The following is a 19,602-nucleotide window of genomic DNA, read 5'->3' as shown; positions in this document are numbered from 1 at the left end:
TGTCACATCCTTACTTAGTATTGATTACCCGCCTCATTATGATTTAAAAGCAATATTATAATGTATCTGCGTCTGCAAGTGCTTTTTTATGCGCAATGAATATGACGCTGAGCAGCAGAATTATAGTGATTCCGATGAACAGGAAAGGTGTTTCAAAATACGTTGCAAAAATACCTGAAAGAAAAGATCCTGCAACAGAGCCGATGGAGAAGTACGAGTAAAATATGCCATTGGCCTTTCCGCGTTCATGCATCTCCGTATTTTGTCCGATGATTTTATTCATGGACGGGAAGATTAAACTGAATCCTGCACCATAAATCACCATCGTCATATACACTAAAATTGTAGAGGGTACAAAATGAAGGAGAATCATTGAGAAGCCGACAATTAAAATGCCGGCACTGACGAGTGCCACCGGGCTGTATCTGCTGTAAATCTTATTGAGCGGTGTGGCAAAAATGATAATGGCAGTAATGCCAAACACACTGAGCATCGCTCCTGTGGATTGGTCCGACAGTCCAAGTGCCACTGTTTTTAATGGTAATCCGAATGCCAGAGATCCGTTGGAGACCATCAGAGTAAAAGCTGAAACATATGCAACTATCAGTGATGGCCGCTTTATGATCTGCCAGTAGTTCGTCTGATAATGACTGTCCCTGCTTTCTTCAGTTGTACTTTCTTTAACAGTTAATATTGTAAGAAGAATACCCACGATAAATATTCCTGCAAGCACAAAGTAGACAGTCTGATAGCCGGCCTGACTGGAAATGATTCCGCCGAGAGCCGGCCCCACGACTGCTGCTGTACCGATGGAAACACCCGTAAGGGCCATGGAGCGGCCGATTGTTGCTTTTTTGGATATATCGGCAACCAGGCTGAATGCGGCTGGTGTCAGCAGCCCACTGGAGAAGCCATGGACCACACGGATGGCCAGAAGAAGACTTACAGAGGGGACGATTGTGTAGGTAAGTATGATGAAAACCTGCAGTACCATACCCAGAAGCAGCATGTTCTTTCTGCCTATCTTATCTGAAAAGTAACCGCCGAAAACGTTTCCGGCCATGTTAAACAGGGAATATACAGCAACAATGATGCCGGCGGTATACTCGCTTGCACCGAGGGAGATTGCGAACGGTGTAATGATCGGCAATTGGATGAATAAATCCAGGAAACATATTATTATGATGATGTATAGAAATTTATGCATTGAAATTATCCTTTAATTCATTTTTTACTGCTATTCTATATTATAAACAAATTTTCCACTTTGGAGGGATTAGATGGCTCAAGTTTTTCTGACAGTGTTCATCATTTTTTTCTTATTTCAACTCGGCGCATTCGCCAAGAAGAAAGGCGAATTACGAGGCACACATAAATTTTCCCTGCACTGGCCGCTCTATTTGTACATCTTTACAGTGATGACTTCCTTATTGATGATCTTTGCAGTGATTTATTTCATTATTTCATTCGATTCCCCTATCCTTATGGACAGCAATAAGGGGAAAATCGTACAGAACCATGATTTCGCAGAAATGATTTACTACAGCGGTGTGACGCTGCTTTCCATCGGTTACGGAGATTTAAACCCCCTCGGCCCCATCCGTTACATTTCGCTGTTCGAGGCATTCCTCGGCATCATCACACCGACAATAATTTTCATCAAAGAAATTACAAAGAGTAATTCAGCCAACAGCACTTCATCTTCCAAATAAACGGGGATACAAAATTCAGCCGTTGAAAAACAAAATGTTAATCAGCGGCTGAATCTCTTTATGCCTTTTTATTCAGTTTTTGTTCGTAGGCATCGATGACCGCGCTTACAGCACCATCACCTGTGATGTTCGTTGCTGTGCCGAAGCTGTCCTGTGCCATATAAAGTGCAATCATGAATGCAACTGCCGCTTCATTGAAGCCGAGGTTCGTCATCAGCACACCGCTTGCGGCCATGATTGCGCCACCCGGAACTCCAGGCGCTGCAATCATCACGACGCCAAGCAGAAGAATTGTACCGAACATGGACATGAATCCGGGCAGCTGGTATTCCGGAAGCACTGTCATGACCGCAATGGAACAGCTGACGATGGTAATTGTACTTCCTGACAGATGGATGTTCGCACAAAGCGGTACGACAAAGTCCGCGATCCTGTTACGGATGCCGTTCTCTTTAGTCTGTCTGAGTGTTACCGGGATTGTTGCTGCACTGCTCATTGTACCCAGTGCTGTAAAATAAGCCGGAATCATTGTTTTAATCATTTTAAATGGATTTTTTCCAAGCGCAGCACCGGCGATTGTATACTGTATTGTAATCCAGACCCAGTGGAGTATAACGGCAACGAGCAAAACGACCCCGAATACTGCAAGTGTATTAAAGATTGTGCCCTGTGCCGCCATTCCGGCGAAAACCCCTGCGATATAAAATGGAAGAAGCGGGATAACAGCTTTCTCAATTATAAACTCAATGATATTCTTCCCTTCTTCAAACCACTTTTGCATCAATTCGGATTTTGTCAGTGTAATAACAATACCGAATGCAAATGCCAGAACGAGGGCGGTCAGAATATCCATGAGCGGCGCAATTTCAAATTCGAAAAACGGTTCAAGTGCCGTGCCCTCTTCAGGGACACTTCCCCCATCTGTGATTTTAGGCATTATGAACATTGAAACTGCGTATGCCATAAGACCTGCGCCTAAAGTGGAAAGGTATGCCGTACCCAATGTCGCACCGACAACCTTGCCTGATCCCTCGCCAATTTTAGAAATACCGTTTGCAATGAAGAATAAAATAATCAGTGGAATCATAAAGAATATAAAACTGCCAAGTATGGATTCCAACGTTACAAAAAGTCTTGCTAAAAATGTGAGAAATGCATCCAACCCTCCTGTTGCATCTATCCCATAATAAAGTGAACCGACTGTGATACCTACAACGATACCAGCAATCAGCTTCAGTAATAACTTCACTTAAAACTCCCCCTACCTATGTAATAACTCTATATTACATCATTGGTAGAAATAACAGAAGGCCGGCCTTCCGGATTATTTGTCCTTCTTGAGAATCTTTTCATATGCAACATACCAATCGTCTTCATTTTCATCCAGATGGAGCTTGCCCCTGAATGCAAATCCATTCTTTTCAAACTGGTACTGCATTTTTTCATTTTCCAATGATGTGTCAGTATGGATGCCGTCATACCCCGCATCCACCAATATGGATTCTACACGTTTAATCATGTCTCCTGCAATTCCTTTCCCCTGGCATGACGGGTCCACTGCCATCCTGTGCATCGCGGCACAGGATTCGCGCGGAATTTCCCATCGAATGCCATTGTAGGCCTCGGGATGTTCGTCATCGACGACGGTGAATCCTCTTATGAGGCCGTCATCTTCATAAATGTAAAGTGATCCGTTTTCACAATCCTTCTCAAACCTTTCCATATTCGGATATATCTCACTCCATTGAGTATTTCCGGCTGCCTGCATAAAGGGCACCACTGCTTTCGTAATCTCCATCACTCTTGATAAATCTTCTTTGTCAGCACTTCTCAGACGCATATCAAACACTCCCTTTAATTTTTTCACAAGTCTTTATTTTCACTTTTTTCTATTCATATATACATACTAATAGTGTATAATGTGGTTGAGAATTAATACAGAGGGGTTTTGTAAAATGTTTAAATTTGATAAATATACCAGACCATATCACGTCTCAAACATGATTTTCTATGTATTGACCCTGGCTGTGATTGGACTGATTTACATATATGGCTTCTATCCGCCGATCGCCGAAGTAACTTCCGGGGACTTTTTCGCTACATTCGGCCTGCGTAAATTCGGGGGCTCACTATTCTTCCTGGTACTCATCATCGTGCCGTTAGTCGTATTGTTCGGCGCAATATATCACCTGTATAAGCTGGTTACATTCGGAAAACAAAGAGAAACTGCAGAAAATTAATATATATTGATTGAAGAGCCGGGACATTTTGATTTGAGTTCCGGCTTTTTGTATGGAGAGAATAATTGTAAGGTCCCGGGGTTACCTGGAATGGCACTGAAAGGGTGCCATAAACGCAAAAGACCCGGAATCAGATTGTCATCTGCACCCGGATCTCCCACTCATTTATCAAACTTGCAGTTGTGCTTCATCATAAGTATCTTCATTCTGCTTTCTGCTGCGGGCAACCTTCACGAGCAGATAAACGACCGGTGTATCAATTAATGCAATGACCATCTTCACCACATACTGTGCCGCAACCATGCCGATCATTGCACCGAATGGCACAACACCCCAGAATGCAATAACGATGAAAAGAGTCGTATCCACCAGCTGCGTCACGGTAGCTGAGGCATTGTTACGCAGCCAGAGTTTTTTCCCGCCGTGGCGTGACTTCAGTTTATGGAAGATGGACACATCGATGTTTTGACTTACCAGATAAGAAATCAGGCTTGCAACAATCACCTGAAAACTCCCGCCGAGAATCATTTCATACTCTGTCTGCATATTGAATGCAGCTGCCGGCGGCAGTTCTATCGCCAGATATATGAAGAATAGAACGACGACCTGCGTGAAGAATCCAGCCTGCACCGTTCTTCTCGCATTCTTTTTCCCATATACCTCACCCACCACATCGGTGATTAGAAACGTCACCATATATACGACGACTGCAGCTGGAAGCATGAAATCTCCCAATGCAAAGAGTTTAACACCCAGGATGTTGGATATGACCAGCAGTCCTGAGAAAAGTGCGGTCAAATAGAATAACATATTATTTCCTCCTTAATTTTCAGGAAGAAATTCTTATCAGCCCTCTAAAAACTAACGGTTATCCACGCGTTCCGGATACATATCATGATTCATCATCCGGTGGTTTGCCATCTCTTCGTACTTCGTCCCTTTACGGCCGTAATTACAATACGGATCGATTGAGATGCCGCCCCTTGGTGTGAACTTGCCCCAAATTTCGATGTATTTGGGATCCATCAGCCCGATCAGGTCATCCATGATCATGTTTACACTGTTTTCATGAAAGCCACCATGGTTTCTAAAGCTGAATAAATACAGCTTCAGCGCTTTACTCTCAACCATCTTCACATCCGGTATGTAGCTGATGTAAAGTGTGGCGAAGTCCGGTTGGTTTGTAATGGGACACAATGTTGTGAATTCCGGACAGTTGAATTTTACGAAATAATCCCGTCCCTGGTGTTTATTATCAAATGTTTCCAGAACACCCGGATTATACTCAAAGTCGTATTTGACCTCCTGGTTACCCAGAAGACTTAAATCTTTAGTGTAATCTTCACTCATTCTAATTCTCCTTTACAGATAAACGGCATTTGTTCCATTAAAAAATGCCATGTATCCCTTCTAAGGCACATGGCATCGATTATTGATCCGTGTCTTAGTTTTTTATAGAGGGTTTGGGCTAAGAACCTCTTCATATTTATTTGCACGTGAAATATTATACTATATCAGACGTGAAATTGGAAGAATGGTTTTCTCTAAAACTATTCTTCAGAAGCTTTCGTCAACGCTTCTTTAAACGCCTGCGGCGGCTGGGCGCCGGATACGCCGTACTTCCTGTCGATGACGAAAAACGGTACGCCTTGTGCACCAAGCTGGTTCGCTTCATTCTGATCCGTAATCACATGCTCTTTATACTGATCACTTGCCAGCATTTCACGGATCTTGTCAGCATCGAGTCCCATGTCAGTTCCGATCCGGACTAATGATTCTGTATCCGCTACGTTGATACCGTCAGTGAAGTAGGCTTTATAAAGATGATTCATTGCTTCGCTCTCTTTACCTTCCGCTTCAGCGAGCTTAACCAGACGGTGGGCATCCATTGAATTCGACGGCACCACTTTATCCATATTAAACTCAAGTCCGACGGCTTTTGCTGCGTCGGCCACCTGACTGTTCATAATCTCTGCTTCCTTGACACTCTTATCATACTTTTTAGCAAGCAGTTCCGCCATCGAACCTTCCGGTTCTTTTTCAGCAGTGGGATCGAGCCGGAAACTTTTATAAACCACTTCCAGATCATCTTTTCCTGCAAACTCCTTAACACCCGCTTCAAAATTCTGTTTGCCGATATAGCAAAACGGGCAGCCGATATCCGACCAAATCTCTACTCTCATAAATATGCCTCCCTGATGATAGTTATAATCTGTTCAATCACTTTCTTTTATTGTAACAGGTTGGAACGCCTATATCTCTTCAAGTGCCTAAGGCTACACACCCTGCTTGTTGCTCCAGAGAAGTGTGTGGAGCTGCGGCAATACCCGGGCATCATTCATGCGCGGATCGTTCATCGTCAATTCCACGAGTTTTTCATATCGTTCCAGAAGTCTGTACGTATGATTTTCCACTTTATTCCCCAAGTATGGGTTGCCCACCTGCAGGTAGAATGGAATGGATGGATATTTCAAGTGCATCTCCGCTGCATATTCAAAATCTTTTTCATCAAATACGACGACTTTCAGGTTGTATGCCCCGTCTCCCGCATCGAGGCCCGCCATTACATTTTCAAGTTTCGTGAAATCTGTTTCCATGTTGGCACTCGGCGGTTTCGGGCTGATGGTGACATCATCGATCCGTTTCATCCACTCCTGAAAAACAGTCCCCTGTGTCTCCACTGCAAGCTTGATGCCTTTTTCCTTAGCCTGTACCACAAACTCCTGCATATTTTTAAGCAGTGCCGGATTGCCCCCTGAAATCGTTACGTGATTATAATTCCCTTGTGCCAGTTCGTCCAATGACCCAAACATCTCATCCGCCGTCATCATCCGGATGTTTTCTTTTTGGCTACCGTCCCACGTGAATGCCGAATCGCACCAGCTGCAGCTGTAATCGCAGCCGGCCGTCCTGACAAACATTGTTTTCTGGCCGATTACCGCCCCTTCCCCCTGGAACGTCGGACCGAATATCTCCAATACAGGTACTCTCATCATTTTCTGTGCTCCTTCGGACGGTAGATTACATAGCTTGTCGGCGTCTCTCTCAGGAAGACCTGCAGACATACCGGCTGGTTATCCAATGTAACCAGATATTCCGACACCATTTCATATATCGTTTTGGCCATTGTTTCCGATGTTGGCGGCAGATCACTGAAGCGTGCGTGATCATTAAGCAGTGTATGATCAAATGCTTCATCAATCAATTTTTTAATTGCAGAGAAATTCACTAGAAAACCGAGATTGTCCAGTGTATCTCCTGCGATTGTCATATTCACAAAATAGGTGTGGCCATGAATTCTGGCACACTTCCCTGCAAGTTCATCCGGAATGTGATGGGCCGCTGAAAAATTCAAATCTTTATTCAGCTCGTATTCGTAATCGTGTGATGGTGTCTGATACATCATGCCTGCCCCTCCCTTTCATTCAAATATTCTTCAAGACCTGCGTTTCTTAATTTACAGGATGGACATTCCCCGCAGCCATCCCCGATCACACCCTCATAGCACGTCAGCGTTTTTTCCCTGATGTAATCGAGTTTGCCATACTGATCTGCGAGTGCCCATGTTTCTTTTTTATCCAGCCACATCAGCGGTGTTTCAATGACGAAATCTTTATCCATCGCCAGGTTTGCCGTCACATTCATCGATTTGACAAATATATCCCTGCAATCCGGATATCCGCTGAAATCCGTCTCACACACACCGGTGATAATCGTCTTCGCTTTAATCTGATAGGCAAGTGCTGTCGCAAACGACAGGAAAAGCATGTTGCGTGCAGGAACGAATGTATTCGGCACATCCGCATCTTCATCCTGGGTGATTGCCATATCATGCCTTGTCAGGGCGTTCGGACTCAGCTGCCCGAGCAGCGACATATCAAGTACATGATGTTTTAATGCATGTTCCTCTGCAATATTTTTTGCGACATCTATTTCAAGGCTGTGTCTTTGACCATATTCGAATGTTACCAGTTCTACTTCATCATAATTTTCCAGGGCATGGAACATGCATGTCGTACTGTCCTGCCCGCCGGAGAAAACAACTAATGCTTTATTCTTATCCATTCACTAACGACTCCTAACGATTCAATATCCAATTATATGATTCTATCAATTTCCAGCTGCTTTTTCCACTTGGCAAACTGTCTTTATTACATATAAAAAGGCTGTTTGTGTTTAATTTTATCAATTTCAGGCAATTAAGAGATAACTACATCTTAAATAATTACAGAAAGAGTTGAGTGAAACATATGGCAAATCTGGAAGAGATATTTCAAGTTCAGAAACAATATAGAATTGACAATGAGGACAAAGGAGACACGGGCTATAACGGTATGGTAGCCAGTGCAATTAAAGAAGCATCCGAAGCGGGCAATAAAATGCTCGATGAGGGCGGTAACGCCTTTGACGCACTTATTGCAGTCCAGCTTGCTCTGGCCGTTGTGGAAGGGATGAATACGGGAATTGGTGCAGGTGGATTTATCCTTTGTTATGATAATGAAAATAAAAAGACAAAAGTCGTCACTGCCCATTCAAGAGCACCCTCCGGCCTTACTCCGGACTGCTTTGTCGAGGATGACGGAGAAGTGATGCCGTTTGACGAGCGTACAGAAAGTCCCGTCTCGATCGGTGTGCCGGGCATTATGAAAGGTCTTGAATATCTGCATAAAAATTATGCCACCCTGCCCCTTGAACAGCTGATCGACCCGGCGATTCATCTTGCCAAAAATGAATTCAGGGTGAATTCGCTCTGGGACCGGACGATTCAGTTATTCAAGCACCGCCTTAAAGAGACCGCCCGTCAAAAATTCACGCCAAACGGCAAACCGCTGAGAGAAGGCGATACCATCACCCAGCTGGAGCTTGCGAAAACTTTGGAAATCATCAGGGACCAGGGCTTTAAGGCTGTGTATGAAGGCGAAATAGCAGATGCGATCATCGACACGGTACAGGAGCATGGCGGCATGCTGACCCATCAGGATCTGCTCAACTATCATGTGAAAATAGATGAGCCGCTCTGGAGCACATACAGAGATTTCAAACTTGCCTTCCCCTACCCGCCGAGCGGCGGCGGCGTGGCGGTGGCCCAGCAGCTGAAAATATTCGAAGAACTGGATATCTCTCAATATGAGCCCCATTCCTGGGAAAAATATCATCTTATGGCGCAAACCCTTCAACTCGCTCTGGCAGACCGCGAGGCACATATTGGAGATCCCAACTTCCACCGTCTGCCTTCGGATGGACTGCTTCACCCGGATTATATTAAAAAAAGAGCCAATCAGATTGATTTGAATAAAGATGTATCAAAAGTCGAAGCTGGAGACCCGTGGGAATATCAGGAAGGTAAAGACGGCTCCATCCAGACCAACACCTATGTGGATAATGAAGGATATGAAACCACTCACTTTACTGCAGTGGATCAATGGGGAAATATTGCATCCTGCACTTCTTCCATTGAAAGGATATTCGGTTCAGGAATCATGGTCCCCCATTACGGTTTTTTATTGAACAACGATTTAACCGATTTCAACCCTGAGCCCGGTAATGTCAATGAACCCAACAGTAACAAATATCCGGCGAGTTCCAAGTGTCCAACGATCATGTTCCACGATGATAAACCGTTCTTCACACTCGGATCACCGGGCGGACCGACAATTGTCGCATCGGTGGCACAGACCATTTTGAATGTCATAGATTATAATATGCCGTTGGAAAAGGCGATTAAAGAGCCCCGTCTTTATACAACACCGGACCTCGAAACGCAATGGGAAGACGGCATCAATGAGAAAGCTCTGCAGAAGCTTAGATCTCTGGGATATGAATTCACTCATTCATTCAGAGTGGTGTCGGCAGATACAAGACTTGGCGATGTCCAGGCCATAATGATCGACCAGACCAATGGCCACTTTCTCTACGGTGTGGCGGATTCTCCACGTCCCGGGGATGCAGAAGGCCTTGAATAATGGCGGATAATTGTAAAAACACTTTAAAAATAACAGTAGACTTGGTATAATCTAATATTGCATGAAACAAAAGTTCATGCGTTCTATCAGGTATATCCTGCAAATATAATTGATAGGTGGAAACCAAATATGGAATATCAAGTTTTACTGTATTACTATTACACAGACATTGAAGACCCTGCGGAATTTTCTGCAGAACACCTTGAGTTCTGCAAGAGCCTGAATCTCAAAGGACGAATTCTTGTAGCCGCTGAAGGGATCAACGGTACTGTTTCCGGTACTGTCGAAGACACAGAGAAATATATTGAGTATATGGAGCAACACCCTTTATTTAAAGATATTGTATTTAAAATTGATGAATCAGACGGCCATGCTTTCAAAAAAATGCACGTACGTCCGCGCCAGGAACTTGTAAACCTGAGCCTGGAGGAAGACATCAATCCGAGAGAATTGACCGGTGAGTATCTGGAGCCTGCCGACTTCATGAAACAGATGCAGGATCATAATACCATCGTCCTGGATGCAAGAAACACTTACGAATACGATGTGGGCCATTTCAGAGGTGCCATTCGTCCAGACGTAGAAGCTTTCCGCGATCTTCCGGACTGGGTTGAAGAAAACCGTGAGATGCTGGAAGGCAAACGTATCCTGACTTACTGCACAGGCGGTATCCGCTGCGAGAAGTTTTCAGGGTGGTTAAAACGCGAAGGTTTTGAAGATGTCGGCCAGCTTCACGGCGGTATTGCCACCTACGGCAAAGACCCTGTGGCAAAAGGCCAAAACTGGGATGGCATGATGTATGTTTTCGATGAGAGGCTTACAGTGCCTGTCAACCAGGTTGAGCATACAGTCGTCGGTAAAGACCATTTTGACGGCACACCATGCGAGCGCTACATCAACTGTGCAGACCCTGACTGCAACGCGCAGATTCTTGCATCCGAAGAAAATGAAGCGAAGCACTTAGGCGGCTGCTCAATCGAATGTGCCAAAAGTCCAATAAACAGATATGTCATTGATAACAAACTTTCTGCTGAATTTGTCAGAGAACGAATTCAGAAACTTGAAGAAGAATATTACGCTAAATAAGATTAAAAGCGCCAATCCGACGGATTGGCGCTTTTTCTATAGCTTTACAATGATTCTGCCGCGAATTTTACCTTTTAGGATATCCTGTAGAGTATCCGGCAGATCTTCTAAACTGATTTCATGTGAGATATCGGTTTCCAGCGCTGAAGGCTTCATATCATCCGCCAGCCTGTCCCATACTTTGATCCGATGTTCCATCGGATGTCTTACCGAATCGATGCCGAGCCAGTTGATGTTGCGGGAAATGAATGGCAGAACAGTCGTCTGTACTTCGATACCGCCTGCCAGACCGCATGTCGCAACAGACCCGCCATAATCCAGGCTGCTTAAAATATACTGCAGTGTTTTACCGCCCACCGGATCGATTGCAGCAGCCCACTGTCTTGTGCGTGTCGGCCGTCCTCTGAAGTCTGTCACCTGGTCTCTATGAATCACTTTGGACGCACCGAGAGACTTTAAATATTCCGCCTCTTCTGTCCTTCCTGTACTTGCAACGACTTCATATCCACGGTCATCCAGCATATTGACCGCGATACTTCCTACACCGCCGCTCGCACCATCGACCAATACTCTGCCTTTATCAGGGGTCAAACCGTTCTCTTCCAGTCTCTGAATGCATAAAGCGGCTGTGAACCCGGCCGTCCCCAATTTCATTGATTCTTCCAAAGTCAATCCTTCAGGCAATGGGACAATCCACTTTGCCGGAATTCTGGCCACTTCGCTGAAACCGCCTGTATGACGGGTCCCGATAAGATAGCTTGTGGCAATCACTTCGTCCCCTTCTTTGAACCGTTCATCTTCTGACGAAATTACCGTACCTGCCAGATCAATGCCCGGCACCAGGGGAAGCGTTTCAGCCAAATCCCCTTTGACAGCCACCATGCCATCTTTATAGTTCACACTGGAGTAGGCAACTTTTATCGTCACTTCCCCTTCAGAAAGATCCTCCAGTCCAATCTCTTTCACTTCCATCTGCATCTTTTCGTCTACCTTATCCACTACCAACGCTTTAAATCGATCCATGTGTTCATCCGCCCTTTCTCGTTTGATTGAAAGTTAGTTCCTATTATAATACAGATAGATTTCACTGTATCGGTTAATGCTTGATCGTTTTGTACACCTTTACTAAAGCAGCGTATCACTGTTACTATGAAAGGGAATAAAAAACTGCATAACTTGATCACTGGGGGAGCTTTTAAAAGGCTGAGACGGGAAACCGGACCCTTATCACCCGATCTGGATAACACCAGCGTGGGGAAGTGCAGCTAACATAACTATGACTCTATTAATTAGTATATATGACTGCATTCCGCCTGGGATGTGGTTTTTTTATTCAAAAATTTAATGGAGGGGTATAAATGACAGTAAAAAAACGTACAGCAGGTGCACAGTTCACACTTTTCCCGATGTGCGACCGGTTTGTCGAAATCATTCTGGGTGCGCTCGATGAAGTCGATACAGCCAATGTTGAAATGAAAACCGACGATGTAAATACAGAGATCAGAGGAAGCATTGAAGATATTTTCGACGTGATGCAGGCCGTCTTTCTTCATGCAGCCAAAACGGGAGAACATGTTGCATTGAGCGGGACAGCGGCAATCGGATGTCCCGGGGATAAATCAGGCATGATCCAGCTGGAGAGCTCCGGGGTTGCTCTGAATCAGGAAAAGTCCACACAGATTGAGCAGAAAGCCGGGGCAAAATTCTCACTCTACCCACTCGGCGATACCGACTATATGAAAAAAATAGAAGCACAGATTGATTTTTCATCCAATCCGGAAATCAAAGTCACACCGGCGCAGGGTGCAACACGCCTCGATGGGAACGCCAACGGTATTTTCAAAACGCTGGAAAAATCCTTTAATAATATTGCCGAAGCCGTGGATCACGTTTCCATGGCATTCACCGTTTCCGCAAACAGTCCGTCTTCTAAGGAATAGGGCGGTATCCGCCGGCATTTGCCGCGCTGGAGTCTGCAGGCGGTCTTCGTCCGGTACAACGACGTCCAGATGACCGGATATATGGACTTCGTCCAGTACAACGATGTCCATATACAGAAAGAGAGAGCGGGAAATTGATATTTCCCGCTCTCTCTTATATTAATCCAGTACCGCCATTATAAATCCATCATGTCCTTTAGTGCCTACTGTCTGAATTGCAGTTGCATTAATACGCGGCTCGTCTTTTAGAATCTGGATAAATTTCTGCATTTCAGGCCCGTTTTTTTCTTCCTCGAATTTATCCTCGATTTTGCGTTCGGTTATAATAACAGATCCGCATTTCGCCATCTCTATCGCGGCTTCTAAATATTCCGGATAAAGTTGTTGGTTTGCATCGATATAGATGAAATCAAAGCGTGGATATCCTCTTTCAAGCAATTTAGGCAGTGTGTCTTCAGCAGGTCCATGAATCACTTCGACTTTGTCTTCCAGTCCGGCTGCTGTGATGTTGTCTTCAGCTATCTGCGCATATTCCGCGTTGGATTCGAGTGATGCCATTCTCCCTTCTTCGGGAAGTGCTTTTCCCAGCCATAATGTACTGTAGCCGCCAAGAGAGCCGATTTCCAAAATAGATGCGGCACCCTTGATCTTGGCAAGAAGATGAAGGTGCTTGCCCTGTCCGGTAACTGCCTCCTCTCTTAGCTCATTGTTTGCGGGAATGCCAGTCATCACTTCGTCATCAGCATTCAATTCTGCGTTGAAATAGTCGTCCACAGCGTTCCAAAGTTTGGACATGTTAAATAAGTCGCCTCCATAATTTTGTGGTTCTTTTATTTATAACATTTTATTAGATATCATTTTCTGAATATTTAATAAAATGTTATGTTGTTATAATACAGGAAGATGCAATTAAATGCAAACTGCGTCAATAGAGACGATATGCCTGATACCTTTCAATGACTTTGCTGAAAAATGAAGCCATGACCTGCTGGAATAACATGCAGAATACAACCGGCATCGCGACTTTCGCCGGGAAATATGCTGTAGCGATGACGACTCCAACCGATATATTTCTCATACCGGCATTAAAAGTGAATGCCGTAATCACTGCAGGATCTTTCAGCAAGTAGTGTCCGATCGGCAATGCAAAGGCATAGCCTGAAATCGTGATGAATAAAACCAGCAGCAGAACACCGATGATCTCCCAGGAAAAATCATAGAAGTACGGGGAAATCACACTGCCGTTGATCATGATAATAAGCATCAGACTGATTTTGGAAAACGGGGCGAGTGGTTTCCCCAATGTTTCCCGCACCCTGCCCTTTGTCAGCTGGTTCAGAGTCACACCAAGGAGTGTCGGCAGCACAATCATCCATATCAGTCCCATAATCAATTCCTTATTATCAATCGAGACCGCCTCACCGGATATGGCAATCAAAATCAATGGCAGAATGATTGGTGCGAGCAGTGTATCGATCAGGATGATTGAAAGTGTCAGCGGCAGGTTTCCCCTTGTCACACTGACCCAAATGACCGACGTCACGCCTGTCGGCACCGCAACCGCCAGGGTGAATCCAATAGTATACAGCGGATCATCGAATATGACAGTCGCTAAAAGATATGCCCATACCGGCATGAGAATGTGCAGGAACACTAGAGAAATCAAAATTGCTGCGGGATGTTTGATTACCGTTTTAAAGTCTTTAAAGTCCATTCCCAATGCACCTGTAAATGTCATAAATGCAAACAGGAATGTAATCAGGAATAGAAACTGCGATCCAAAATCACCGAGCAGTACGCCGATGACGAGGCTCAGAGGGGTTATGACGGCAATCCATTTTTGTATAAAGCCATTCAGTTTTTCCAACACATAATCACCTGGTTTAAATTATATTATTACCACTCTACCACATTAAACAGGGTAACATTTTAGCGGTGAAACAAAAAAGCCGGAGCGAATGCCCCGGCCAGTGTTACTGTCCTGCCACATCCCGGCGTGTGAACACGAACCACGATGCCAGCATGAATATTATCCAATAAACGATGAGCACCCCGATTGAGAAGCCCATTGTCATTTCTTCCCTTAAGGGTCCCATCTGTGAGTCATAGACGGTCAGGTCCGTATTTGCAAACAGGATATATTTGGACCATGCTTTATCCGCAAAGAACTGGACAATCGAAGTGCCCGCCATCATCAGGAATACTGCAGTCCCGATTGCCAGTGCACTGTTCCTGAAAATGCTTGAAATCATAAATGCGAATGTTGCCATCATGAACAGGTTGACCAGCTTAAAGCCATAACTGCTTATCATCTCTCCAATCGCGCTAACCGTTGTGATGCCTTCATTATTCCTGATGACAAGTTCTGGGTTTACACCTGCCATACCGAAGAATAAAGCACCTGTAATCCATGAAAGGATGAGCAGGAATCCAAGCGTAATAATTGCGAATATCAGCACTGCAAGATACTTGGATATGAGGATCGTCGTTCTTGAAATCGGACGGATCAGCAGCTGTTTGATCGTTCCCCATCTGAACTCATTTGCTACAATCCCGCCGGCCACGATAATGGTCAGAAGGCTGATGACAGAAGACAGCATCGCATTATCAATCACGAACTGCCATGCGCCATAAGGCACAGGTTTGATATCATTCTCAAGATGATATTGATTCATTTCGATCTGCTCGGTGTTCATCTGCGTCATGAACTCCTCTTCCTGCATCTCTTTCGTCAATTCCTCATTTTCAGTTTTGAGTTCGTCCTGCCAGTTTTCACCGTATTCTTTATTCGCCACATCCGCCGTTGCTGTAATGGCAGCCACAGCAACGATCAGTACAGCCAAAAAGATATACATGATCCAGGTCGATTTTTGTATATATATTTTTGATACTTCGTTCCATATAAGACCAAATATGTTACCCAATTACATTCTCTCCAATCAGATCGAAGAATTTATCTTCGAGGGATGCGCTGGATACTTCCACTCTGTACACCAGTATGTCCTCAGAAACCAAAGTAGTCACGATACCCGGCATGAGAGATTTTTTTGCGGTGAAGCTTATAAATCCACCCTTTTCCCCGGCTTCTATACCATGGTGTGCCTTAAGCACTTTCAAAGCATTTTCCACCGGATCCACTTCAAGGCGGATCTGACGTTCAGGATCTTCATCCGTCTGCTGTTCATGTACAGATTGTATGCCGATCAGCTCTCCATTTTTTATGACACCGATCCGGTCACACATCAATTCGATTTCGGAAAGCAGATGACTGGAAATGATTACGGCCACATTATCCTCATCCGCAAGCCGTCTGATATATTTCCTGATTTCACGGATACCCGCAGGATCCAAGCCATTGGTCGGCTCATCCAGTATCAATACCGACGGGCTGTGAAGCAGTGCCTGGGCAATCCCCAGACGCTGGCGCATCCCGAGGGAATATCTGCCGACTTTCGTCTTAATCGCATTTTCCAGACCCACTAATGATATGACCTGGTTAATGCGTTCCTTCGTCACACCCGGACTCATTCTAGCAAAGTGCTTCAGATTCTGCATTCCCGTCATAAAGGGGTACATTTCCGGATTTTCAACAATTGCACCCACCTCGCGGATTGCACCTTTAAAATCCGATTTGACACTTTTGCCTAAAATTCTCACATCACCATCAGTGATACCCATCAGACCGACCATCATTCTTATCGTCGTCGTTTTACCAGCACCATTCGGTCCGAGAAAGCCAAACACTTCGCCCTTATGTATTTCTAAATCCAGATCTTTAATAATCTTTTTGGATCCGATCTTCTTATTAAGGTTAATCAATTCCATTGCCGATCCAGCCAAAATAACGCCTCCTTCGTTTTTATATTCACCACATACAATAATAACAAAAATTTAGTTTACTAAAAACTGATAATAGAGAATCAAAATAATTCAGACATGTCTTCCATGTCTGAATTATTTTCTTCTCACCGATTTAACTGTCGAACCCTCGCCGTACCGCTTCCGTACAATTTTTCTCGCATCAACCTGGGAGCGCGCCGGCACTTCTTCTGTGATCAATTCATTTTCCTGCTCCACAGTGATGATGAAACATTTTGTTCCGCATCTCATATCAATCGTTCCTTTTTCTGAAAATATAATTATCATGACCATCCACATCTATCGTTTCAAGAAGTTCCCAGCCTTTTTGCATATAATAGTCATACCTGGATTGTGTCTGTGTTTTTGCATAGATTGTTTCATACCCCAAACCTTTCAGATGATCCAGCATATCTGCAACCAATCTGTCTGCGACCCCCTGTCCCCTGTATTTGGGCAGGACATACAGAGCTGCCAGCCAGGGCTGGTATTCCGGTCTTTCAGGCAGGTCATTACTGTAGATGGATACTGTGCCGACACACTTGCCGCCTTTTATGGCAATCATGGTGATCGGATACGCTTCGATTCCGGATTGAGAGAAAAAACTTACAGTTTCTTTGAATGTCCCTTTTCTTCGCTCATCCAAATGAAAACGTTCAAATATGATTCTGGCCACTTCAGTTTTATACTCCGGTCTTTCTGAAAGAAAAGCTGTTTCCATAGCATTCACCTCTGTAATATATCCACATACATATATTATACATAATCGATGAAGGTTTTAATATGAAGTAAGCTCCTCATAATCCGGTCGTTGATTTTGCTTTAAAATCAAAGAAAATTAATTTCCCATCTTTCGCAGGTTTTCATTGTTATTATTTTATCTGCGTATTATAATCTAGTGTCGGATCAATTAAACTGCACGTTCCAGCTTAATTCCGATAGATTACTAAAGTGAGGTTTCCACTTATGGACAACACCCGTACTGCACCTGAATATGAGTACTTATCCGAAAACCCTGACGTCAAGACGTTACCGATTATGCTGTCACTGATCATCGGTGCCTTCTTCGCTATTTTGAATGAGACACTCTTGAATATTGCACTCACAACACTTATGCACGAATTTGATATAACATTGCCGACAGTACAATGGATGGCAACCGGGTTTATGCTCGTTATGGGAATTGTTATTCCGGTATCCGCTTTGCTGCTACAGTGGTTTACAACCAGACAACTGTTTTTGGGAACTATGATTATTTTTACCGTTGGAACGACAATCTGTGCAATGGCTCCGACATTTCCCGTCCTGCTTTCCGGACGCTTTATCCAGGCAATCGGCACCGGAATGTTAATGCCTATCATGTTCAATGTCTTCCTGCTCATATATCCCCCGCATAAACGCGGAAAAATCATGGGAATTGTCGGATTGGTGATTATGTTCGCACCTGCACTGGGTCCGACGTTATCAGGAATTATTGTTGAATATTTAGGGTGGAGATTTTTATTCATTACTGTAATTCCATTTTCCTTGTTCTCAATAATATTTGCTTTCATTTTCCTGGTGAATGTATCTGAAGTTACAAAACCGAAAATTGATATTTTATCCATCGTCTTTTCTACAATAGGATTCGGCGGAACAATTTATGGATTCAGTTCCGTCGGAAAAAGTGACGCCGGATTTTTAAGTCCTGAAGTGCTCATCGCAATTTCCGCCGGAATCCTCGGCATTGTATTATTTGCACTCAGACAAATCAGACTCGAAGAACCGATCATGGATCTCCGCGTATTTAAATATCCAATGTACGCGCATGCCGTCATACTGTTTCTGATCATCGTCATGACGATGTTCGCTTCCGAGATTATCCTGCCGATCTATATGCAGGGGCCGCTTGCTTTAAGTGCGGCTGCCGCAGGAATATTGCTGTTGCCGGGAAGTCTGCTTAACGGAGCGCTCTCTCCATTCATGGGCGCGTTGTTCGACAAACTCGGCCCCCGTCCGCTGATGATTCCTGCAACAATCATACTGAGCGGAACGATGTTCACGATGAGCCGGCTGGATACCGAAAGCTCAACGTGGGTCATCCTTGTCTCATTCATGCTGCTCATGATATCCGTTTCAGCAACAATGATGCCGGCACAGACCAATGGATTGAACCAATTGCCTAAACGTCTGTACCCGCATGGTACGGCAGTGATTACCACACTGCAGCCTGTCGCAGGCGCCATCGGCGTGTCAGTGTTCATCAGCATCATGAACACAAGACAGATGCACTTCCTGCAAGATTCATCAAACCCAGAGCATCCCGCCACGATTGATCAGGCGATGGTCGCCGGTGTGGAACTGGTATATTTCATCGCATTTATAATTTCCATCATCGCAGTGATCATGTCATTTTTCGTTTACCGTGCGAAGCCTATGGATAACATGGAAATGGAACAGTCTGATACGAACACTTAATGCAAAAATGCAAATACCCTTTCCGGAAAGAATTCCGAAAAGGGTATTTTTAATTTAGAAAATCATTATTTAGTCCAGAATTTCTTTCACTCTGCCTACAGTGCCATCCTCAAGCTTCACTTTGATGCCGTGATGGTGTTCAGCTGAATTGGTAAGGATTCTGGAAACAACACCTTCAGTCAATTTGCCTGATCTCTGGTCCTGTTTCTGGACAACTTTCACGGTCTTTCCTGGTTTGATATTTTCTCTTCTTGTTCCCGGCATATTCATTCTCCTTATTAAACAGTTATTTTATCATTTTACCCTATTCATCATATGAACACAGGAAATAATGGCATTTTCCTTA

General features: G+C 44.3%; 23 protein-coding genes and 2 riboswitches. Of the genes, 6 read left to right on the top strand and 17 right to left on the bottom strand.

Annotated features, from left to right (window positions below):
- Positions 1–55: 55 nt before the first annotated feature.
- Positions 56–1,207, bottom strand: coding sequence for an MFS transporter (locus ACKRAT_RS01930; protein WP_411843430.1), 1,152 nt, complete (start codon positions 1,205–1,207; stop codon positions 56–58).
- Between the two features lie 73 nt (positions 1,208–1,280).
- Here ACKRAT_RS01930 and ACKRAT_RS01925 point away from each other — a divergent pair, with 73 nt between their 5' ends.
- Positions 1,281–1,712, top strand: coding sequence for an ion channel (locus tag ACKRAT_RS01925; protein ID WP_411843429.1), 432 nt, complete (start codon positions 1,281–1,283; stop codon positions 1,710–1,712).
- A 58-nt stretch (positions 1,713–1,770) separates the two neighbouring features.
- Here ACKRAT_RS01925 and ACKRAT_RS01920 read toward each other — a convergent pair whose 3' ends face one another.
- Entirely contained in the window at positions 1,771–2,961 is a 1,191-nt protein-coding gene (locus ACKRAT_RS01920; protein ID WP_411843428.1) for a dicarboxylate/amino acid:cation symporter, read from the bottom strand.
- 75 nt (positions 2,962–3,036) lie between these two features.
- On the bottom strand, positions 3,037–3,552 hold the full coding sequence (locus ACKRAT_RS01915; RefSeq protein ID WP_411843427.1) for a GNAT family N-acetyltransferase: 516 nt from the start codon (positions 3,550–3,552) through the stop codon (positions 3,037–3,039).
- Positions 3,553–3,667: 115 nt separating this feature from the next.
- Between ACKRAT_RS01915 and ACKRAT_RS01910 the strand changes: the two genes are divergently transcribed.
- Positions 3,668–3,952, top strand: coding sequence for a hypothetical protein (locus ACKRAT_RS01910; RefSeq protein ID WP_411843426.1), 285 nt, complete (start codon positions 3,668–3,670; stop codon positions 3,950–3,952).
- A gap of 168 nt (positions 3,953–4,120) precedes the next feature.
- Here ACKRAT_RS01910 and ACKRAT_RS01905 read toward each other — a convergent pair whose 3' ends face one another.
- The 6 genes from ACKRAT_RS01905 to queC all read right to left on the bottom strand — a co-directional run bounded on the left by ACKRAT_RS01905 (position 4,121) and on the right by queC (position 8,017).
- Complete coding sequence (locus ACKRAT_RS01905) at positions 4,121–4,762, bottom strand: queuosine precursor transporter (RefSeq protein ID WP_411843425.1); 642 nt, start codon at positions 4,760–4,762, stop codon at positions 4,121–4,123.
- Positions 4,763–4,813: 51 nt separating this feature from the next.
- The gene (queF, locus tag ACKRAT_RS01900; protein ID WP_411843424.1) at positions 4,814–5,302 is read right to left on the bottom strand and encodes a preQ(1) synthase; all 489 of its coding nucleotides are present in this window, start codon (positions 5,300–5,302) and stop codon (positions 4,814–4,816) included.
- Between the two features lie 88 nt (positions 5,303–5,390).
- Positions 5,391–5,437: riboswitch (PreQ1 riboswitch) on the bottom strand.
- A gap of 65 nt (positions 5,438–5,502) precedes the next feature.
- Complete coding sequence (locus tag ACKRAT_RS01895; protein WP_411843423.1) at positions 5,503–6,135, bottom strand: DsbA family protein; 633 nt, start codon at positions 6,133–6,135, stop codon at positions 5,503–5,505.
- A 93-nt stretch (positions 6,136–6,228) separates the two neighbouring features.
- A complete protein-coding gene (queE, locus tag ACKRAT_RS01890) occupies positions 6,229–6,948 on the bottom strand; it encodes a 7-carboxy-7-deazaguanine synthase QueE (protein WP_411843422.1) in 720 nt (239 codons plus the stop codon).
- Positions 6,945–7,355 (bottom strand): 6-carboxytetrahydropterin synthase QueD, encoded by a 411-nt coding sequence (gene queD, locus ACKRAT_RS01885; RefSeq protein WP_411844394.1) that lies wholly within the window; start codon positions 7,353–7,355, stop codon positions 6,945–6,947. Before queD ends, queE begins: the two co-directional genes overlap by 4 nt.
- The gene (gene queC, locus ACKRAT_RS01880; protein ID WP_411843421.1) at positions 7,355–8,017 is read right to left on the bottom strand and encodes a 7-cyano-7-deazaguanine synthase QueC; all 663 of its coding nucleotides are present in this window, start codon (positions 8,015–8,017) and stop codon (positions 7,355–7,357) included. Before queC ends, queD begins: the two co-directional genes overlap by 1 nt.
- A 185-nt stretch (positions 8,018–8,202) precedes the next feature.
- On the opposite strand from queC, the gene ggt reads away from it, so the two are divergent.
- Together ggt and ACKRAT_RS01870 are read left to right on the top strand one after the other, a co-directional pair.
- Positions 8,203–9,915 (top strand): gamma-glutamyltransferase, encoded by a 1,713-nt coding sequence (gene ggt, locus ACKRAT_RS01875; RefSeq protein ID WP_411843420.1) that lies wholly within the window; start codon positions 8,203–8,205, stop codon positions 9,913–9,915.
- A gap of 129 nt (positions 9,916–10,044) precedes the next feature.
- The gene (locus tag ACKRAT_RS01870; protein ID WP_411843419.1) at positions 10,045–11,001 is read left to right on the top strand and encodes a rhodanese-related sulfurtransferase; all 957 of its coding nucleotides are present in this window, start codon (positions 10,045–10,047) and stop codon (positions 10,999–11,001) included.
- A gap of 36 nt (positions 11,002–11,037) precedes the next feature.
- Here the strand turns inward: ACKRAT_RS01870 and ACKRAT_RS01865 are convergent, their stop codons facing one another.
- Positions 11,038–12,024, bottom strand: a complete 987-nt coding sequence (locus tag ACKRAT_RS01865) for an acryloyl-CoA reductase (RefSeq protein WP_411843418.1) — start codon at positions 12,022–12,024, stop codon at positions 11,038–11,040.
- Between the two features lie 152 nt (positions 12,025–12,176).
- Positions 12,177–12,276: riboswitch (TPP riboswitch) on the top strand.
- 83 nt (positions 12,277–12,359) lie between these two features.
- Between ACKRAT_RS01865 and ACKRAT_RS01860 the strand changes: the two genes are divergently transcribed.
- The gene (locus ACKRAT_RS01860) at positions 12,360–12,941 is read left to right on the top strand and encodes a YkoF family thiamine/hydroxymethylpyrimidine-binding protein (RefSeq protein ID WP_411843417.1); all 582 of its coding nucleotides are present in this window, start codon (positions 12,360–12,362) and stop codon (positions 12,939–12,941) included.
- 159 nt (positions 12,942–13,100) lie between these two features.
- Here the strand turns inward: ACKRAT_RS01860 and ACKRAT_RS01855 are convergent, their stop codons facing one another.
- From ACKRAT_RS01855 to ACKRAT_RS01830, 6 genes are all read right to left on the bottom strand, one after another.
- Positions 13,101–13,736 carry an O-methyltransferase gene (locus ACKRAT_RS01855; RefSeq protein WP_411843416.1) on the bottom strand — a complete coding sequence of 212 codons (636 nt, stop codon included), beginning with the start codon at positions 13,734–13,736 and terminating at the stop codon, positions 13,101–13,103.
- 130 nt (positions 13,737–13,866) lie between these two features.
- Positions 13,867–14,811: a bile acid:sodium symporter family protein gene (locus tag ACKRAT_RS01850; RefSeq protein WP_411843415.1), complete on the bottom strand. Its 945-nt coding sequence runs from the start codon at positions 14,809–14,811 to the stop codon at positions 13,867–13,869.
- A gap of 103 nt (positions 14,812–14,914) precedes the next feature.
- Entirely contained in the window at positions 14,915–15,865 is a 951-nt protein-coding gene (locus tag ACKRAT_RS01845; RefSeq protein ID WP_411843414.1) for an ABC transporter permease, read from the bottom strand.
- Positions 15,858–16,781, bottom strand: a complete 924-nt coding sequence (locus tag ACKRAT_RS01840) for an ABC transporter ATP-binding protein (RefSeq protein ID WP_411843413.1) — start codon at positions 16,779–16,781, stop codon at positions 15,858–15,860. The genes ACKRAT_RS01845 and ACKRAT_RS01840 overlap by 8 nt, the downstream gene beginning before the upstream one ends.
- A 114-nt stretch (positions 16,782–16,895) precedes the next feature.
- Positions 16,896–17,051 carry a hypothetical protein gene (locus ACKRAT_RS01835; protein WP_411843412.1) on the bottom strand — a complete coding sequence of 52 codons (156 nt, stop codon included), beginning with the start codon at positions 17,049–17,051 and terminating at the stop codon, positions 16,896–16,898.
- A gap of 1 nt (position 17,052) precedes the next feature.
- Positions 17,053–17,520, bottom strand: a complete 468-nt coding sequence (locus tag ACKRAT_RS01830) for a GNAT family N-acetyltransferase (protein ID WP_411843411.1) — start codon at positions 17,518–17,520, stop codon at positions 17,053–17,055.
- A gap of 245 nt (positions 17,521–17,765) precedes the next feature.
- On the opposite strand from ACKRAT_RS01830, the gene ACKRAT_RS01825 reads away from it, so the two are divergent.
- On the top strand, positions 17,766–19,256 hold the full coding sequence (locus tag ACKRAT_RS01825; RefSeq protein ID WP_411843410.1) for an MDR family MFS transporter: 1,491 nt from the start codon (positions 17,766–17,768) through the stop codon (positions 19,254–19,256).
- Between the two features lie 69 nt (positions 19,257–19,325).
- On the opposite strand, the gene ACKRAT_RS01820 is transcribed toward ACKRAT_RS01825, so the two are convergent.
- Positions 19,326–19,520: a YwbE family protein gene (locus tag ACKRAT_RS01820; protein ID WP_411843409.1), complete on the bottom strand. Its 195-nt coding sequence runs from the start codon at positions 19,518–19,520 to the stop codon at positions 19,326–19,328.
- Between the last annotated feature and the right edge of the window lie 82 nt (positions 19,521–19,602).

Source organism: Salinicoccus sp. HZC-1 (assembly GCF_046736035.1).
GTDB lineage: Bacteria > Bacillota > Bacilli > Staphylococcales > Salinicoccaceae > Salinicoccus.
The sequence above is the reverse complement of the archived record's forward strand: the minus strand, read 5'-3'. Positions and strand labels throughout refer to the sequence as shown.

What these genes read in the sequence shown, in the direction of transcription:
- ACKRAT_RS01930 (WP_411843430.1), bottom strand. Translation starts at nt 1,207, where the DNA reads ATGCATAAATTTCTATACATCATCATAATAATATGTTTCCTGGATTTA.
- ACKRAT_RS01925 (WP_411843429.1), top strand. Translation starts at nt 1,281, where the DNA reads ATGGCTCAAGTTTTTCTGACAGTGTTCATCATTTTTTTCTTATTTCAA.
- ACKRAT_RS01915 (WP_411843427.1), bottom strand. Translation starts at nt 3,552, where the DNA reads ATGCGTCTGAGAAGTGCTGACAAAGAAGATTTATCAAGAGTGATGGAG.
- ACKRAT_RS01910 (WP_411843426.1), top strand. Translation starts at nt 3,668, where the DNA reads ATGTTTAAATTTGATAAATATACCAGACCATATCACGTCTCAAACATG.
- ACKRAT_RS01905 (WP_411843425.1), bottom strand. Translation starts at nt 4,762, where the DNA reads ATGTTATTCTATTTGACCGCACTTTTCTCAGGACTGCTGGTCATATCC.
- queF (WP_411843424.1), bottom strand. Translation starts at nt 5,302, where the DNA reads ATGAGTGAAGATTACACTAAAGATTTAAGTCTTCTGGGTAACCAGGAG.
- ACKRAT_RS01895 (WP_411843423.1), bottom strand. Translation starts at nt 6,135, where the DNA reads ATGAGAGTAGAGATTTGGTCGGATATCGGCTGCCCGTTTTGCTATATC.
- queE (WP_411843422.1), bottom strand. Translation starts at nt 6,948, where the DNA reads ATGATGAGAGTACCTGTATTGGAGATATTCGGTCCGACGTTCCAGGGG.
- queD (WP_411844394.1), bottom strand. Translation starts at nt 7,355, where the DNA reads ATGTATCAGACACCATCACACGATTACGAATACGAGCTGAATAAAGAT.
- queC (WP_411843421.1), bottom strand. Translation starts at nt 8,017, where the DNA reads ATGGATAAGAATAAAGCATTAGTTGTTTTCTCCGGCGGGCAGGACAGT.
- ggt (WP_411843420.1), top strand. Translation starts at nt 8,203, where the DNA reads ATGGCAAATCTGGAAGAGATATTTCAAGTTCAGAAACAATATAGAATT.
- ACKRAT_RS01870 (WP_411843419.1), top strand. Translation starts at nt 10,045, where the DNA reads ATGGAATATCAAGTTTTACTGTATTACTATTACACAGACATTGAAGAC.
- ACKRAT_RS01865 (WP_411843418.1), bottom strand. Translation starts at nt 12,024, where the DNA reads ATGGATCGATTTAAAGCGTTGGTAGTGGATAAGGTAGACGAAAAGATG.
- ACKRAT_RS01860 (WP_411843417.1), top strand. Translation starts at nt 12,360, where the DNA reads ATGACAGTAAAAAAACGTACAGCAGGTGCACAGTTCACACTTTTCCCG.
- ACKRAT_RS01855 (WP_411843416.1), bottom strand. Translation starts at nt 13,736, where the DNA reads ATGTCCAAACTTTGGAACGCTGTGGACGACTATTTCAACGCAGAATTG.
- ACKRAT_RS01835 (WP_411843412.1), bottom strand. Translation starts at nt 17,051, where the DNA reads ATGAGATGCGGAACAAAATGTTTCATCATCACTGTGGAGCAGGAAAAT.
- ACKRAT_RS01830 (WP_411843411.1), bottom strand. Translation starts at nt 17,520, where the DNA reads ATGGAAACAGCTTTTCTTTCAGAAAGACCGGAGTATAAAACTGAAGTG.
- ACKRAT_RS01825 (WP_411843410.1), top strand. Translation starts at nt 17,766, where the DNA reads ATGGACAACACCCGTACTGCACCTGAATATGAGTACTTATCCGAAAAC.
- ACKRAT_RS01820 (WP_411843409.1), bottom strand. Translation starts at nt 19,520, where the DNA reads ATGCCGGGAACAAGAAGAGAAAATATCAAACCAGGAAAGACCGTGAAA.